We start from the raw sequence: 14,423 nt of genomic DNA, 5'->3' as shown, positions 1-14,423 counted from the left end.
CATGAAAAATTATTTTAAAAATTTGACTATTTATATTCTGTTTCTTTTTTTTCATACCAATCTTTCATGACATAAAAAGCTTTCTTTTTTATTCCCGCACTTGAAATTAATCCTTTGCGATTAAAGAAATCCTGAATCCCAGGCAACTGGCGTCTTGGCGATCTAAAATCTACCAAAATCCAAGGAGAAACTCCAGCCAAACCCTCTATTCGATCTAACATTTGCGTATTTTGGATGTATAATTCTTCCTGATATTCTTCGTTCCAACGCTCGGTTTTATCGCCGTGTAAACCTTGTAAAGCCTCGCCTCCAAATTCACTAACAATAACTGGTTTGTTATAAGGAATAATCCATTGCATCAATTTGCAAGATTCATTTGTTCCTCTATACCAGCCCATGTATTGGTTGAAACTGATAATATCAACATATTCATTCATATTATCATGCAGTGTGTTAACGTTATTGGCACTTTTGGTTACCTCCATAGCCATGCTAATCAGACGTGTATTGTCCTTTTGGCGTGCGTATTTTGCTAATTTAGTTAGGAAAATATCCCGATCATCACCATGAGGCGTTTCATTTGCAATAGACCAAATTACTACCGCACAACGATTTTTATCCCTATAAATCATGTCGTGTAATTGATGTTCCGCATTGTTATAAGTATCGGCATTTGTCCAAGAAATAGTCCAATATACCGGAACTTCTGACCAAACCATCAATCCCATTCTTTCGGCTTCGCGCACCATTGTTTCATTGTGGGGATAATGTGCCAAACGGACATAATTACATCCTAATTCTTTGGCCCAAGTAAGTAAGGTAACAGCATCTTCTTTGGACCAAGCTCTACCTTGGCGGAAAGGTGCCTCTTCGTGGATACTAATTCCTCTCAGGAAGACTTTTTTCCCGTTTAGCAAAATTTCTTTTCCTCTAGTTTCTATGGTTCTAAAGCCAATAGTATCTGCAATATTCTCATCCGATTTACTTACAGTAACATTGTATAATTTTGGTGATTCTGGTGTCCATAAAACAGGCTTTGCTTTCACTTCAAAATGGGCCATACCATTAGCATCCGTAACGACTTGTTTCTTGATTTTGAGTTCAGCGATTGAAATGGTTACCGATTGGTTTGCAACTGCCTCGCTCAGTTTTACCCATCCTGAAATTACGCCTTCCTTAGTTTTGTCCAATTGAACCAAGTAGTCTTCGATATAGGTATTGGGCACTTGAGAAAGAACTACATCACGGGTAATTCCGCCGTAATTCCACCAATCCATATTTACGGTAGGTACATTGTCTTTGTGGCGTTTGTTATCAACTTTGACAACTACAAAATTGTTTCCATCTACCAAAACATTGGTAACATCAAAATTAAATGGTGTGTACCCACCCACATGAGAGCCAACTAATTTGCCGTTTACATAAACCTTGGCATCGTAATTAACCGCTCCAAAATAAAGAATACCTTTTGTTCCAGGAGATTTTTTATATTCAAAATCCTTCTTGAACCAAACGGTACCTTCATAAAAAAATAGTCTGTCATCTTTGGTATTCCAGTCCGAAGGGATATCCATCGTAGCAGAAGTATTCAAATTATATTCTTGCAACTCTGCCGTTTTGAATGTTTTATTTTCAAAAAAACCATTCGTTTGAAAAGGCATCAATCTGTAATCGTAATACCCATTTTCTAATGGATCAACTACATAATTCCATTTTCCGTTGAGGTTGATGTTGTTCCGTGCAAAAACATTAGTGACTAATGGAACTTCTTGTGCCATAATGGTTCCTGCCATAATTAAGGCAAAACATAAAATAATCTTTTTCATTTTTAATTTTTTATTGACGAACTATAAATTCTTTTGTTACTACTTCATTGCTATTTCCACCAACCATCAAGTTAAACTTGCCTGGTTCCACTATTTTCTTGTTGTCTATATTCCAAAAAGCAAGTCGCTCCATTGGAAGTTTAAAGGTCACTTTTTGAGTTTCACCCGGTTTTAGATTGATGCGTTTAAAATCTTTGAGTTCTTTAATAGGTCTCGCAATTGAACCCGCTAAATCGGCCGTGTATAATTGTAGAATCTCAGTAGCTTGATATTTTCCGGTATTTTTTAAATCTACCGTTACCGTCAAAACATCTGATGAAGACAAGGAATCTGCTGATAAAACTAAATTTGAATATTCAAAAGTGGTGTAAGACAATCCATATCCAAAATCAAAAAGTGCATCAAAACCAGCATCAAGATAATAAGAGGAAGCGCCCAAAGAAGATTGTTTGGCTTCCAGTGGAATATCCTTTATCAATGTTTCTTTTTTGTGTGCAGGTCTTCCCACTCTATCATGATTGTAATATACTGGTATTTGTCCAACATATTTTGGGAAAGTCACGGGTAATTTTCCGCTAGGTACTGATTTTCCAAATAAAATATCAGCAACGGCAGGACCTCCCATTGTACCAGGATGCCATAAATACAAGACCGCATCAGATAATTTTATTTCTTTGTCAATAGTCAATGGTCTTCCAGCCATTACCAAAGTGACCATAGGTGTTCCGGTTTTACTCAATGCTTCTAATAATTCCGATTGTGCTCCTTTTAAATTTATTTCGGCCAAACAATGGGCTTCACCAGATAAAATAGCTTCTTCGCCTACAAAAAGCAGAACCACATCGGCTTGTTTTGCAGCATCAATAGCTTTAGAAAAATTAACTTTAAGAGTGTCTCTACTAAAGGCAAGTCCTTGCTCGTAAATAAATTTAACCTCTTTACCGTATTGTTTTCTCAAAGCTTGCAATGGAGTTTGTGTCATCGCTTTTTCTCCGTCAAAAGTCCAAGTTCCCATTTGGTCGTGGGGTGCATCTGCCATTGGACCAATAATAGCCACAGTTTTTATTTTATTGGATAAAGGCAATGTGTTGTTTTTATTCTTCAACAAAACAAAGGATTCCTCGGCAGCTTGTTTCGCAGCTTGCAAATGTTCTGGAGAATAAATAGATGATTTGGCTTTAATATCAGTGTATGGATTGTCAAACAAACCCAATTTAAATTTTAATCTCAGGACGTTTCTTACGGCATCATCTATGGTTTTTTGTTGCAATTTACCTTCAGCAATCAAAGTTTCAATATAGGCAAGGTAGGTTCCTGAAGTCATTTCGACATCCACTCCACCGTTTACTCCTTTTAGAGCTGCTTCTTTATCGTCTTCGCAAAAACCCATTTGCACCATTTCTTTTATCGATCCCCAATCTGAAACGACAATACCATCAAAACCCCATTCTTTTCGCAATACATTCTTCAAAAGAAATTCATTTCCACTAGCTGGTATTCCATTGTTGGCATTGAACGAAGTCATTACTGTGGCACAATTAGCCTCTCTTATGGCTTTTTCGAAAGGAGGTAAATAAACGTTTCTTAATTGTCGTTCCGGCACATATGTCGAATTATAATCGCGACCGCCTTCGGCTGCACCATAAGCAACAAAATGTTTGGCGCAAGCAGCAATCGATGACGGGTTCGACAAATCTTTTCCTTGAAAACCTTTGACCATGGCGACTGCCATTATTTCTGCCAAATAGGTATCTTCGCCAAAACTCTCTGCAATTCTGCCCCAACGCGCATCTCTAGAAATATCCATCATGGGAGCAAAAGTCCAACGAATGCCTTTTTCAGAAGCTTCTTTTGCAGCGATTCGGGCACCAAGTTCTACCATTTCTGGATTGAAAGAAGCCGCTTGCCCTAGTGGAATAGGGAACATTGTTTTGAATCCGTGAATTACATCTCTGGCAATTAGTAACGGAATTCCGAGTCTGGATTCTTCTTTTGCATTTTTTTGCAATGAATTTACCAATTCTGGACTTCCAATATTAAGCATCGAACCTATTTCTCCTGACCGAATTTGTCCTGGTAATTTATCCGTCGGATTGCGACCATTGACTTGATTCATTTGTCCAATCTTTTCAAAAAGCGTCATTTTAGCAAGTAACTCTTCTATGCTACTTTCTACATCCATTTTTTGGGCATTACTTTTTTCTATAGTCAAGAAACTAATTACAATAAGCAAAATTACTTTTAAGTTATTCATAAAGGAGTCGTTTTTATTAAATTAGCCAATCAGATTAAGGCTTTATCAATTTATTATTTTAATCGCTTTTATCAAGAGCAAATTAGGTAAAAAATATTGTATTACCATTTTTACATTATAATATTTACAAATAAGAATTAATGTTTCAAATTAGATACAAATTTTAAATAATACAACTCCACAACGGATTCTTATAATTTTTCTTTAGGGGTTTATATGTACTTTTTAAGTCAAATTGCAAAAAAAAAATTAAAACAATTGCTGTTTTTATTCTGAATTGGGTTTCAACTGCAAATTATTGAGAATAGATTCTGTGTTTTCTTTAATTCGTTATAAACTACTTTCGACTCACAATCCAAATTAATTGTTTATGATTTTATTGATTGTTTTAATCTTGACAATTCTCTGAAAAATTAGTTAAAAATTAAAATTAAGTCTGTTTAAAATACAAAACGAATACAAAATACGTCTTCAATTATACAGCAAACGTCCTTATTTACAATTAACCCTTTATGATTATAAAAAACCGGTAAATTTGTATTAAAGTTTAAAATTATTAGAATTTTAATTTTAAGAATCCTATTTAATTAGTCACCAATAAAAATTAATTGAGGTGTTTTGCTAATTACTTATAATTTTATGTATATTTATAGTAAGTAAAAATTTACAATAGAAAGTATTTTAAAATTCACCGATAAGTTCAAAACGGATTTAGATTGTTTAGAATATTTGGCAGAAATAAAGTGGAAAGAAGGTTTTAAATGTGTGAAATGCAATCACACAAAATTCACTATCCGTAAAAAGAATTTTGCAAGGGATTGTAACGCTTGCCATCATATTGAAAGCCCGATTGAAGATACTATTTTTCACAGAGTCGATTTGGTTTGAGAAAAGCATTTACAATTGTTTTTGAAATGAGTGCAACCACAAAAGGTTTCTCTACAAAACAAATAGCAAAACGATTAAAAATCAGTAGAACTACGGCAACTAATTTTAATAAAAAAGTTAGAATTAGTATAGCAAGTAGTGCTTCAAAGCCAATAATTGGCCAAATTCTTGTTGATGAATTTGTTTTTTGAGGTAAAGAAGATCTCAAGCAAGGAAGGAGCAATAATTCAAAAAAAAGTTGATAATCGCCGTTGAAACAAATGATACTAGCGGAATCAAAAGAGTATATTTTGAACAACTTGAAGATTATTCGGGTAAAGAAATACGTAAAATATTTGATAAACATATTTCTAAATCTGCATCAATAAAAACAGACAAATTGACTGATTATAATCCATTGAAAAAAGAGTTTGATTTGATACAAATCAAAAGTGACAAAGGCAAATCTTCAAAAGAATTACATACCATTATTCATTAAGTAAAATCTTGGTTGAGAAGTATTTTTTCTTGGGTTCATAAAGAGCCTATTCAGAAGTATTTAGACGAGTTTAGTTACCGAATTAATAGGTCAATTTACAAGGAAAACAATTTGACCTATTATAAACAAAATGAAGAATACTCAAAAAAGTTCTATATCAAGGTATTAAAATAAATAAATAAGTACACACCACAATAAATTTAAATATAAATGGAAAACAAAGAAATGCAGTTAATCATTAATAATGTATTCAGCGCAATCGAAAAACTAATCCCGTCCTATATGGAAAATCCCGAAGATAAAAACATTTCAAACGGAAATTTGGCGGTCTGTATTATCGATGAAAATGAAAATGTTTACGGAAAAATGTTTGGAACAAATAAACCAAGTTTAAGAAATTTGTACAGAATTGCTTGGACAAAAGCCAGTCAAGTTTGGCTTACTGGAGTTAAAACAGGTGAATATGAGAGAATGGTTTTTACAAAAGAGGTAGATGAAAATGCAAATGGCATTCTAGCGCCAGATCTTATTGGATGGGAAGGTGGACAACCTCTGGTTACGAAAAACGGAAAAAAACTTTCTGTTGGTTTTAGCGGTTTCAGGGGAACTACTGATCTTGAAATAATGGTCAAAGCGCTTGCTTTGGCGGACCAGGATTAATACATTTACACGTAAACTCATTTAATTTTATAAACAAAAAAAATTATGCTATACACAGCAAATCCAGATCGATATCAAAAAATGGAATATCGTAGATGTGGAAACAGTGGATTAAAATTGCCCGCCATTTCGCTTGGATTATGGCACAACTTTGGCCAAATTGACTCTTATGAAAATGCACGAAATATTCTACAAGTTGCTTTCGATAATGGGATTACCCATTTTGACTTAGCAAATAATTACGGCCCACCAGCCGGTACTGCCGAGGAAAACTTCGGAAAAATATTCAAACAAGACTTTGTTCCTTACCGAGATGAATTGGTTATTTCAACCAAAGCTGGTTGGGGAATGTGGGATGGTCCTTATGGTGATTGGGGTTCCAAAAAATACTTGGTAGCTAGTCTTGACCAAAGTCTAAAAAGAATGGGACTGGATTATGTCGATATTTTTTATCACCATCGCCCCGATCCAGAAACTCCTCTTGAAGAAACAATGAGTACACTCGATTTAATGGTACGCCAGGGAAAAGCATTATATATTGGTATTTCTAGTTATGAGCCAGAAGAAGCGGCCAAAGCATTCAAAATATTAAAACAATTAGGCACGCCTTGTCTAATTCACCAACCTAGATATTCAATGCTTGATCGTTGGGTAGAAGATGGATTACTAGATTTATTACAAGAGGAAAAGGTAGGTTGCATCTCGTTTTCGCCGCTTGCACAAGGAATGTTGACTAACAAATATTTAAAAGGCATTCCAGAAGGTTCGAGAGCTGCTAGTCACCGTGGCAATGGAGCTATAGATGAAGATCAAATATCCGATGAAAAAATAAAAAAAGTGCTTCAATTAAACGAAATTGCACTTGAACGTGGACAAAACTTGGCACAAATGGCTTTGGCTTGGATATTGAAAGACCAACGAATTACTTCTGTTCTTATAGGCGTAAGCAAATCAGAACAACTTTTAGACTCCATACGTTGCATTGAAAATTATTCGTTTACCAATGAAGAACTCAGCAGAATTAATAACATATTAAAATAACAAATCAAAAATGAGTACAAACAGAAGAGATTTTCTTAAAAAAGCAGCTATAGGTTCAGTTGGATTGGCGTTTACTGGCGGAATAACAAGTGTTTCTGCAAAAAGCTACAATAGGATTATGGGATCGAATGACAGATTACAAATCGCCATTCAAGGTCTTGGCAGAAGATATGGTGCTTTTTTGCCTGCAATAGCTGCAAAAGAAAATAATGTTGAGCTACTGTACTTATGTGATGTTATGAAAAGCCAGCGAGACAAAGCAGCTTTAGCCGTTTCAAAACTTATCAATCACAAAGCTATTTTAGAAAATGATATCAGGAAAGTAATAGATAACAAAAATGTTGATGCTATTTTTATGGCAACTCCAGATCATTGGCACGCTCCCGGAGCTTGTATGGCGATGCAAGCGGGGAAACATGTTTATCTAGAAAAACCCTGTAGTCATAATCCAAAAGAGGGAGAACTATTGGTAGCCTATCAAAAAAAGTACAATAAGGTCGTACAAATGGGAAATCAGCAACGTTCCTCTCCACAAACCATCGAGATTATCAACGAAATTCATGCTGGTGTCATTGGCGACGTTTATAAAGCCGTTGCTTTTTATGTAAACTCAAGAGAAGCTGTTCCTATAGCTGTAAAGGCAAATCCACCCGAAGGTTTGGACTGGGAACTTTTTCAAGGACCCGCTCCCAGAAAAGAATATACCCACGATACTTGGAATTACAATTGGCATTGGTACGGATGGGATTATGGAACGGCAGAATCTGGGAATAATGGCACACACGAATTAGACATTGCACGTTGGGCTTTGGACGTAAAATATCCAGAACGAGTAGATGTTTATTCGGGGAAATTTCAACACAAAGAAGATGGTTGGAACGTATATGATACGATGGAAGCTACTTTTCGTTTTTCTGGCAATAAAACCATTCAATGGGATAGTCAAAGTAGAAATGGATATAAAAAATATGGAAGAGCTGATAGAGGAACAGTAATTTATGGTTCCAAAGGTTCGGTGTTTGTGGACAGGGACGGTTATAAATTATATGATTTAAAAGGAACGCTAGTTCGCGAAAATAATTCAAAAGTTCAGGAAAGCGGGATTGCATTAGGTGGCGAAGGCTTTCTTTCTACGCTTCATACGGTTAATTTTTTTGATGCTATTAGAGGAAAAGACACTTTAAAATCCCCAATTGAAGAAGGTGCAATTAGCCAAATGTTAACTCATTATGCCAATATTTCCTCCAGAATTAATAGCTCTTTTGAAGTAGATGAAAATACTGGCATCATATTCAATAGAGAAGCAATGAAATTATGGTCTAGAACCTATGAGCCCGGATGGGATATTAAACCCGTTTAATTCTTTATGTTTTTTGTAAAAAAAGCTGCTATCTGTGTTTTAATACAGTAGCAGCTTTTACTTTTTGCCGCTACTTGGAGTATGTTTGAAAACGATGGAAACAGAAAAGGAACTGATTTTAGTTCAATTGATGGTGCAAACATGACTCCTAGACCAACTTATCGACACAGGCAAATGATTGCTAAAAACTTTAAAGGGATTTATGTCGAAGGGAAATCATCACTTTCTGACATCATTACTTTTGGCTCTGCCGATAGAAATAAAATTAGTGTAATGATCATAAACAGGGCAAATAAACCAGCCTCTTTTACATTATATTTAAACAAAATCGTAGTTTCTGACAATACTGAAACAACATTAAATATAGATGCAAACAGCTCTATCGTTCATACAGGGACAATTGAAGCTTTAGCCACCCACACCTATGTTTTCAAAAATAATGAAATAGTAAGAACGGTTTATATCAATCAACATTTCATTAATGAAAAAGCTCCAGAGGAAAGTAAATTGAAATATTTGTAAATAACAAACTTCAAAATTTTTAAAAACTGTTTTTAAATGATATGAACTAACGTGTCACTTCCTCAATCAAATAAAAAATAGATTTAAAATCAATCCCGCTTATATTTTCCAATCCTATTTCGCAAGTTCTGCTGGTGGAATAACCTTCGTTGCAATTATTTGGAATTTGCTCTTTTAGTTCTCTTAATCCGTGTTCGTTGAGTTCTGGAATCAAGAAACCTCTGTCTCCTGCAAAACCACAACAGTTGCTGTCAATCATCGTAACATTATTGGCGCAAAGTTGAGACAATGCGAGAAGTTGATCCATTTTTCCAATTTTTTTCACCGAACAAACTGGGAAAACGGAAACTATATCTTTTTTGGTTTTTACAGTCAAATGCGGCATCACGTAATCCAACATAAATTCGATGGGATCGACAATTTTTAAGGCTTTCGAAAACTCTTCTTTCGAATGATAAAAACACGGACTCATATCATACAAAACAGGATATTTTCCGTTTTCCGATGCTTTCAAAAGTGCGTCTTCCAAGGCGCTGGATTGGGCGTGATTGGCTTCGGCAAAACCTTTACTCGAAAAAGGCATTCCGCAACAGTGCGTGTCCATTTCTTCGGGATAAATAATCGTAAAACCAGCACGAACCAATAATTGATGCGTGAGTTGAGTCAATTGAAGATCGTCTTCGGCTTGAAAACTATTTTTGCCTATACTTCTGTTGATGCAGGAAGGGAAGTACACTACTTTTAAATCAGAGATTGTATTCATTATTTTTTATTAAAAGTTTAACCGCAGATTTTTTTTTTAATTTCAGTTAAGGATTTAAAAAATTCTTAATTAAAAAACAGTGAATCTGTGGCTGTCATTTTGTGTTTATTTTGTTGGCTCCTTTGGGCATTTCGGGAATCCATTTTGGGACTTTTCCAAACGTGATAAAATGGAAACCATTCGATAAAGCGGTCATAATATTTGTTCCAAGAATAGAATGAAAAAAGGAAACCATTTTCAAACCCACTCTCAATATTGCCGTTGTTCCAGCCATATGCGAGCCAATATATGCGGCTACTTTTTTATTTCCAGAATTCAATTCATTGGCGCGCCATTCTTTTACAAATTTCCCGGTATCGATATAAACAGGGCAAGCCAAGGCGCAAAGTCCATCGGTAGCACAGGTTTCGTCTAGTTGGTAGGTAACGTCTTTTCGAATTGCCGCCAATCTTTCAGGATCTTCTTTCGATTCTTCTAATCGACTAATTTCTCTGGCAATTACGATTCGTTGTCGAGGAGACAATGTCAAACCTTCGGAAACGCAATGCGGTTCACAAAATCCACATTCCATACATTTGTCAACAATGGCGTGGGTTTCTGGCATTGGTTTTAAATTCTTGAGATGCGCTTTGGGGTCGGGATTGATTAAAACATCGGGGTTGATTTTGTTATTCGGATCAAAAATATTTTTGATGCGTTTCATAATTTCGTAAGCTGCAGTTCCCCATTCTTTTTCGACAAAAGGAGCCATATTTCGACCTGTTCCGTGTTCCGCTTTCAAAGAACCATTGAATCGATTTACCACTAAATCGGCCAATTCTGCCATCAGTTTTTCGTATCTATCGACTTCATTTTGGTTTGAAAAATCTTGGGAAAACACAAAATGCAAATTGCCTTCCAAGGCGTGACCAAATAAAACGGCATCCTGATATTCGTATTTTTTGAATAAATCTTTCAACGCTAAACAAGCTTCGGCGAGATGAGGTAGAGGAAAAGCAACGTCTTCAATAATAACCGAAGTTCCGTTTTTTCGCAGTCCACCAACGGTTGGCAACAATCCTTTTCGAGCTTTCCAATTGAAATAATATTGTTTTGGATTGGATGTGAATTCATATTCCGAATAAGTTGGGATGGATTCAATTTCCAAACGAACTTTAAGCTGTTTTAAAAGCATATTATCCAAATCATTGTCACGGCATTCGACCAACAAAGCGCAAGCCGATTCAGGTAAGGTTCTGAAATATTCGGGTGCATCTGGATCGAATTCTACCGAGCGAATGGATTCCCTGTCCAATAATTCGACCGCAGCAACTGGTGCTGATTTCAATAAAATGGTGGCGTTACAAGCGTCCTGAATCGTATTGAAAATAAGCAAAGAACAAGATTTAAATTTTTCGTCAATAACGGTTTTGAAAGTCACATTCGAAATAAAAGCCAAAGTTCCTTCCGATCCTACCATCAAATGTTTGATGATGTCAATCGGATCTTGATAATCGACCAAGGCATTAATACTGTAACCTGTGGTGTTTTTTATTTTAAATTTATTTTTGATGAAATGATAGAGCGTTTCATCATTTTTTATGGTATCTCTAAGGCTTTCAATTTCTTGAATCAAAGCCGTTTTGTGTTTTTTAAAATCTGCAACAGATTCAGCATCGGCGGTGTCGAGAATGGTTCCGTCATTCAATACAATTCGGATATCGGCAATGGTTTGATACGAGTTTTGAGCCGTCCCGCAACACATTCCGCTAGCGTTATTGGCAACAATTCCACCAATCATCGCTGCTCCGATAGAAGCTGGGTCGGGTCCAATTTTCAATCCGTGTGGTGCCAAGAAAGTATTGGCTCGAGCGCCTATAATTCCGGGTTCTAATTTTATTTTTTGGTTGTTTTCTAAAAGTTCGAAACTTTTCCAACCGTGTGTAGCCACCACCAAAACCGAATCGGAAATGGCCTGACCAGATAAACTCGTTCCTGCAGCACGAAAAGTCAAAGCGATATCTAGTTTTTTTGCTTCTTTGATAATTTCGATTACTTCGAATTCGTTGTGTGCTAGAATAACAATTTTGGGAATCAGCCTATAAAAACTGGCATCGGTTCCATAGGCTAAAGTCAGTAATGGATTGATTAAAATACGTTTGGGATCAATCGATTCCGATAAAATGTCTTTTAACTTTTGATAGGATGGAGCTAACATAGCGGATGTTGTATTTTATAAACAAGGGGTTTACTTAAAAAAGTAAACCACGAATGGCACAAATTTACACGAAAAATAATGGGTTTTAATTATACAAATTTCTAAAATAGATAAAATTCGTGGCAAAAACTTTAAATTCAGCTGTTTTTCATTTTTCTAAAATAAAAAAGAAAATCCTTTACCTGTTTTTTTTGAAGTTTGTTTTTTGGTCAATTCTTCTATTTGTTCTGTTAGAAATTTTTCAGTTTGAGTAAACATAAATTTTCTAAAGATGATAATGTCTTCCTTTTTTCTAGTTTCTTGCAAAGCATTAAAATAGTCCTGTTTGTCTTCTTTATAAACAACACTCAACGGCAATTTGTGATATTGTTGAATGTAGTTCATTAGCAATCTAGAGATTCTTCCGTTTCCGTCTGCAAAAGGATGTATAGAAACCAATTGAAAATGAACGTCAAAAGCTAGATTATTAATTTCTATAAAATCTTCCGATTTAGCAATGGTTTTATTGATGTAATCTACCAATTCACTAACTCTTTCGGGAACTTTTTTATAATCCATAAAAGTAGTAGTTCCTGCGCGAACTGTAACTTTTCTAAAATCTCCTTTGGACGAATCGAAATTTCCTGCCATTGACGAAATTTCAGAGCCTGTTGTTTTCATAACCAAAGCTGAAAGTTCTTTTATTATTTCAATTGTTAAAGGCGTTTTTTCTTCGGCTAATGTGACCACAAATTTCAAAGCTGCTAGATGATCAACAGCCATCAAAGTATGTTCTAAAGGTTTGTTTTTTGGTGTCAAATGTTCTTCTAACAAAAGGTAAGTTTCCTCTTTTGTCAAAGTGGAACCCTCAATCGAATTAGAGTGATGTACGATTGCAAACTGATTAAATTTAGGATAATCGAAATCATCAGCCTCAATAAGGCTAAAATATTTTTCTTTGATTTTTAATAGTTTCATCTTAAATACATTTTGTCAAATCAATACAAAATTAAGCTTTATTTAATCAAGTAAAAACATTGGTTTAAATAAAAGTAAAGTATTGTAATTAGACTAAAGTTTAGAGCAAAAAAAACGAAGCCATAAGCTTCGTTTCTATCTTAAAATCATTAGGATTCTCTAGTTTTTCAAATCTTTAATTACTTTGAAAGCCACATCTACTTCATCTTCGCTTACCAAAATAGTGAATTCGTTAGAAGTTGAATCGTTTTATCTTTTGAAATATTGGAGAATTGAAATTTTAGAACTTCCATTTTTTTGGTAAAAACCAAAACATTATAACTGTAAATTGCTGCAATAATTATTAATACGATGGGAAAAATGGCTTTTAATGTTCCGTAAATCATTGACAAACCAATAGATTCAATCGAAAAATCAAACCCAAAGCTAGCAATTAAAATTGTAACAATAAGGGTTATAAAAGCACTCTTATCTCCAGAAACTTTAAGGAATCCAAGTAATACAATCAATAAAACTACTGGAGTGACTGCAAGAATAATGTTTAGACCATTCATATATCAGCGACTTAAAATTCAGATTTATTTTAACTTTTTGTCAGAGATAAGTTCGCATCTCCCCTATTCTATTTTGAAATTATGATTTCTGAGAACCTCAAAAAAATATTAAAAGCTGAAATAAAAAAATCAAAACTATTATACGCTTATTACAATTTGATTTTAAATGAAATTAATTTAATATAAAATAGGCACAAAATTAATAGTACTAGAAATGTAAATGCATCTGCAAATATTCCTTTTTAAATTAAAAATAGTTCATAATAAAATTGGATTTACACTTAATAGTATGTAAACCCAATTCTATTTTAATACGAATGACGTAGTATAAACTATTATTTCAATACATCATTATTTTTGCACGCAATCCGATATATTAAATTTATATTTTACGTTTTCAAAATCTATAGATTCTCCTTTAGCAAAATAAGAGGCTCCCAAATAAGTTACTATTTTTCCATTTCCTAAAATAAAATCATTTCCACTTTTTAAAAAAGCCATTGGATTTTTGAATACCACTTTATCATTTGTGCCTTGAATAAAAGAATAATCTGCAAAAAGTGTATCACCACGGAACTCTCCAGAAATTTTACCCACTTTTATAGGCATATTTAATAATTTCATCTCCATATTGCCAGATATTTTATTATTTTTCAGAGTATTAATTTTTAAATCAATCGTATCTGTTTCATAGATTGCAGTATAACACTGAACACTGACTGGCTTTTCTGTCAAGTTTTGGTCTTCAATACTCTTTTGACTTTGCTTTTTATTACAACTTACGAATGTAATACAAGTCAAAAACATACAAAAAAGGGTGGTTTTTTTCATTTTAGTTTAAATTTATTTTGATTGTCCGTTTTTAGTCATAACCCTGTAATGCTTGCTATTACTAGCCTATCGAATAATTTTTCTTCAAAATA

Annotated in this window: 11 protein-coding genes and 2 pseudogenes; 5 read left to right on the top strand and 8 right to left on the bottom strand. The window is 34.4% G+C overall.

Annotation, left to right across the window (positions count from 1 at the left end):
- Nucleotides 1-26: 26 nt before the first annotated feature.
- Nucleotides 27-1,826: a glycoside hydrolase family 2 protein gene (locus FNW17_RS11355; RefSeq protein ID WP_144071687.1), complete on the bottom strand. Its 1,800-nt coding sequence runs from the start codon at nt 1,824-1,826 to the stop codon at nt 27-29.
- Nucleotides 1,827-1,836: 10 nt separating this feature from the next.
- Nucleotides 1,837-4,080 carry a beta-glucosidase BglX gene (gene bglX / locus FNW17_RS11350; RefSeq protein ID WP_144071686.1) on the bottom strand — a complete coding sequence of 748 codons (2,244 nt, stop codon included), beginning with the start codon at nt 4,078-4,080 and terminating at the stop codon, nt 1,837-1,839.
- A gap of 669 nt (nt 4,081-4,749) precedes the next feature.
- On the opposite strand from bglX, the pseudogene FNW17_RS11345 reads away from it, so the two are divergent.
- The 5 genes and pseudogenes from FNW17_RS11345 to FNW17_RS11325 all read left to right on the top strand — a co-directional run bounded on the left by FNW17_RS11345 (nt 4,750) and on the right by FNW17_RS11325 (nt 9,029).
- A pseudogene (locus tag FNW17_RS11345) lies at nt 4,750-5,620 on the top strand (IS1595 family transposase).
- A gap of 36 nt (nt 5,621-5,656) precedes the next feature.
- On the top strand, nt 5,657-6,106 hold the full coding sequence (locus FNW17_RS11340; protein ID WP_143391161.1) for a hypothetical protein: 450 nt from the start codon (nt 5,657-5,659) through the stop codon (nt 6,104-6,106).
- Between the two features lie 45 nt (nt 6,107-6,151).
- Nucleotides 6,152-7,147, top strand: coding sequence for an L-glyceraldehyde 3-phosphate reductase (gene mgrA, locus FNW17_RS11335; RefSeq protein WP_144071685.1), 996 nt, complete (start codon nt 6,152-6,154; stop codon nt 7,145-7,147).
- 10 nt (nt 7,148-7,157) lie between these two features.
- Nucleotides 7,158-8,507 (top strand): Gfo/Idh/MocA family protein, encoded by a 1,350-nt coding sequence (locus tag FNW17_RS11330; RefSeq protein WP_144071684.1) that lies wholly within the window; start codon nt 7,158-7,160, stop codon nt 8,505-8,507.
- An 81-nt stretch (nt 8,508-8,588) separates the two neighbouring features.
- Complete coding sequence (locus FNW17_RS11325) at nt 8,589-9,029, top strand: hypothetical protein (RefSeq protein WP_144071683.1); 441 nt, start codon at nt 8,589-8,591, stop codon at nt 9,027-9,029.
- Nucleotides 9,030-9,075: 46 nt separating this feature from the next.
- Here FNW17_RS11325 and FNW17_RS11320 read toward each other — a convergent pair whose 3' ends face one another.
- The 6 genes and pseudogenes from FNW17_RS11320 to FNW17_RS11295 all read right to left on the bottom strand — a co-directional run bounded on the left by FNW17_RS11320 (nt 9,076) and on the right by FNW17_RS11295 (nt 14,331).
- A complete protein-coding gene (locus FNW17_RS11320) occupies nt 9,076-9,792 on the bottom strand; it encodes a (Fe-S)-binding protein (protein WP_143391168.1) in 717 nt (238 codons plus the stop codon).
- Between the two features lie 94 nt (nt 9,793-9,886).
- Nucleotides 9,887-11,989 carry an FAD-binding and (Fe-S)-binding domain-containing protein gene (locus tag FNW17_RS11315; protein ID WP_143391026.1) on the bottom strand — a complete coding sequence of 701 codons (2,103 nt, stop codon included), beginning with the start codon at nt 11,987-11,989 and terminating at the stop codon, nt 9,887-9,889.
- Nucleotides 11,990-12,145: 156 nt separating this feature from the next.
- Nucleotides 12,146-12,946, bottom strand: coding sequence for a Fic family protein (locus FNW17_RS11310; RefSeq protein WP_143391025.1), 801 nt, complete (start codon nt 12,944-12,946; stop codon nt 12,146-12,148).
- A gap of 159 nt (nt 12,947-13,105) precedes the next feature.
- Nucleotides 13,106-13,189 (bottom strand): annotated as a pseudogene (locus FNW17_RS16560) (aspartate kinase); the annotation flags it as partial.
- Nucleotides 13,159-13,500, bottom strand: coding sequence for an L-lactate permease (locus FNW17_RS11300; protein ID WP_143391024.1), 342 nt, complete (start codon nt 13,498-13,500; stop codon nt 13,159-13,161). The gene FNW17_RS11300 and the pseudogene FNW17_RS16560, both read right to left, overlap by 31 nt.
- A 351-nt stretch (nt 13,501-13,851) precedes the next feature.
- The gene (locus FNW17_RS11295; protein ID WP_143391023.1) at nt 13,852-14,331 is read right to left on the bottom strand and encodes a hypothetical protein; all 480 of its coding nucleotides are present in this window, start codon (nt 14,329-14,331) and stop codon (nt 13,852-13,854) included.
- Between the last annotated feature and the right edge of the window lie 92 nt (nt 14,332-14,423).

Source organism: Flavobacterium franklandianum (assembly GCF_007097365.1).
Taxonomy (GTDB): domain Bacteria; phylum Bacteroidota; class Bacteroidia; order Flavobacteriales; family Flavobacteriaceae; genus Flavobacterium; species Flavobacterium franklandianum.
The sequence above is the reverse complement of the archived record's forward strand: the minus strand, read 5'-3'. Positions and strand labels throughout refer to the sequence as shown.

Excerpts from the sequence above, each read along its gene's own strand:
- FNW17_RS11355 (WP_144071687.1), bottom strand. The coding sequence starts at position 1,826 with ATGAAAAAGATTATTTTATGTTTTGCCTTAATTATGGCAGGAACCATT.
- bglX (WP_144071686.1), bottom strand. The coding sequence starts at position 4,080 with ATGAATAACTTAAAAGTAATTTTGCTTATTGTAATTAGTTTCTTGACT.
- FNW17_RS11340 (WP_143391161.1), top strand. The coding sequence starts at position 5,657 with ATGGAAAACAAAGAAATGCAGTTAATCATTAATAATGTATTCAGCGCA.
- mgrA (WP_144071685.1), top strand. The coding sequence starts at position 6,152 with ATGCTATACACAGCAAATCCAGATCGATATCAAAAAATGGAATATCGT.
- FNW17_RS11330 (WP_144071684.1), top strand. The coding sequence starts at position 7,158 with ATGAGTACAAACAGAAGAGATTTTCTTAAAAAAGCAGCTATAGGTTCA.
- FNW17_RS11325 (WP_144071683.1), top strand. The coding sequence starts at position 8,589 with ATGTTTGAAAACGATGGAAACAGAAAAGGAACTGATTTTAGTTCAATT.
- FNW17_RS11320 (WP_143391168.1), bottom strand. The coding sequence starts at position 9,792 with ATGAATACAATCTCTGATTTAAAAGTAGTGTACTTCCCTTCCTGCATC.
- FNW17_RS11315 (WP_143391026.1), bottom strand. The coding sequence starts at position 11,989 with ATGTTAGCTCCATCCTATCAAAAGTTAAAAGACATTTTATCGGAATCG.
- FNW17_RS11310 (WP_143391025.1), bottom strand. The coding sequence starts at position 12,946 with ATGAAACTATTAAAAATCAAAGAAAAATATTTTAGCCTTATTGAGGCT.
- FNW17_RS11300 (WP_143391024.1), bottom strand. The coding sequence starts at position 13,500 with ATGAATGGTCTAAACATTATTCTTGCAGTCACTCCAGTAGTTTTATTG.
- FNW17_RS11295 (WP_143391023.1), bottom strand. The coding sequence starts at position 14,331 with ATGAAAAAAACCACCCTTTTTTGTATGTTTTTGACTTGTATTACATTC.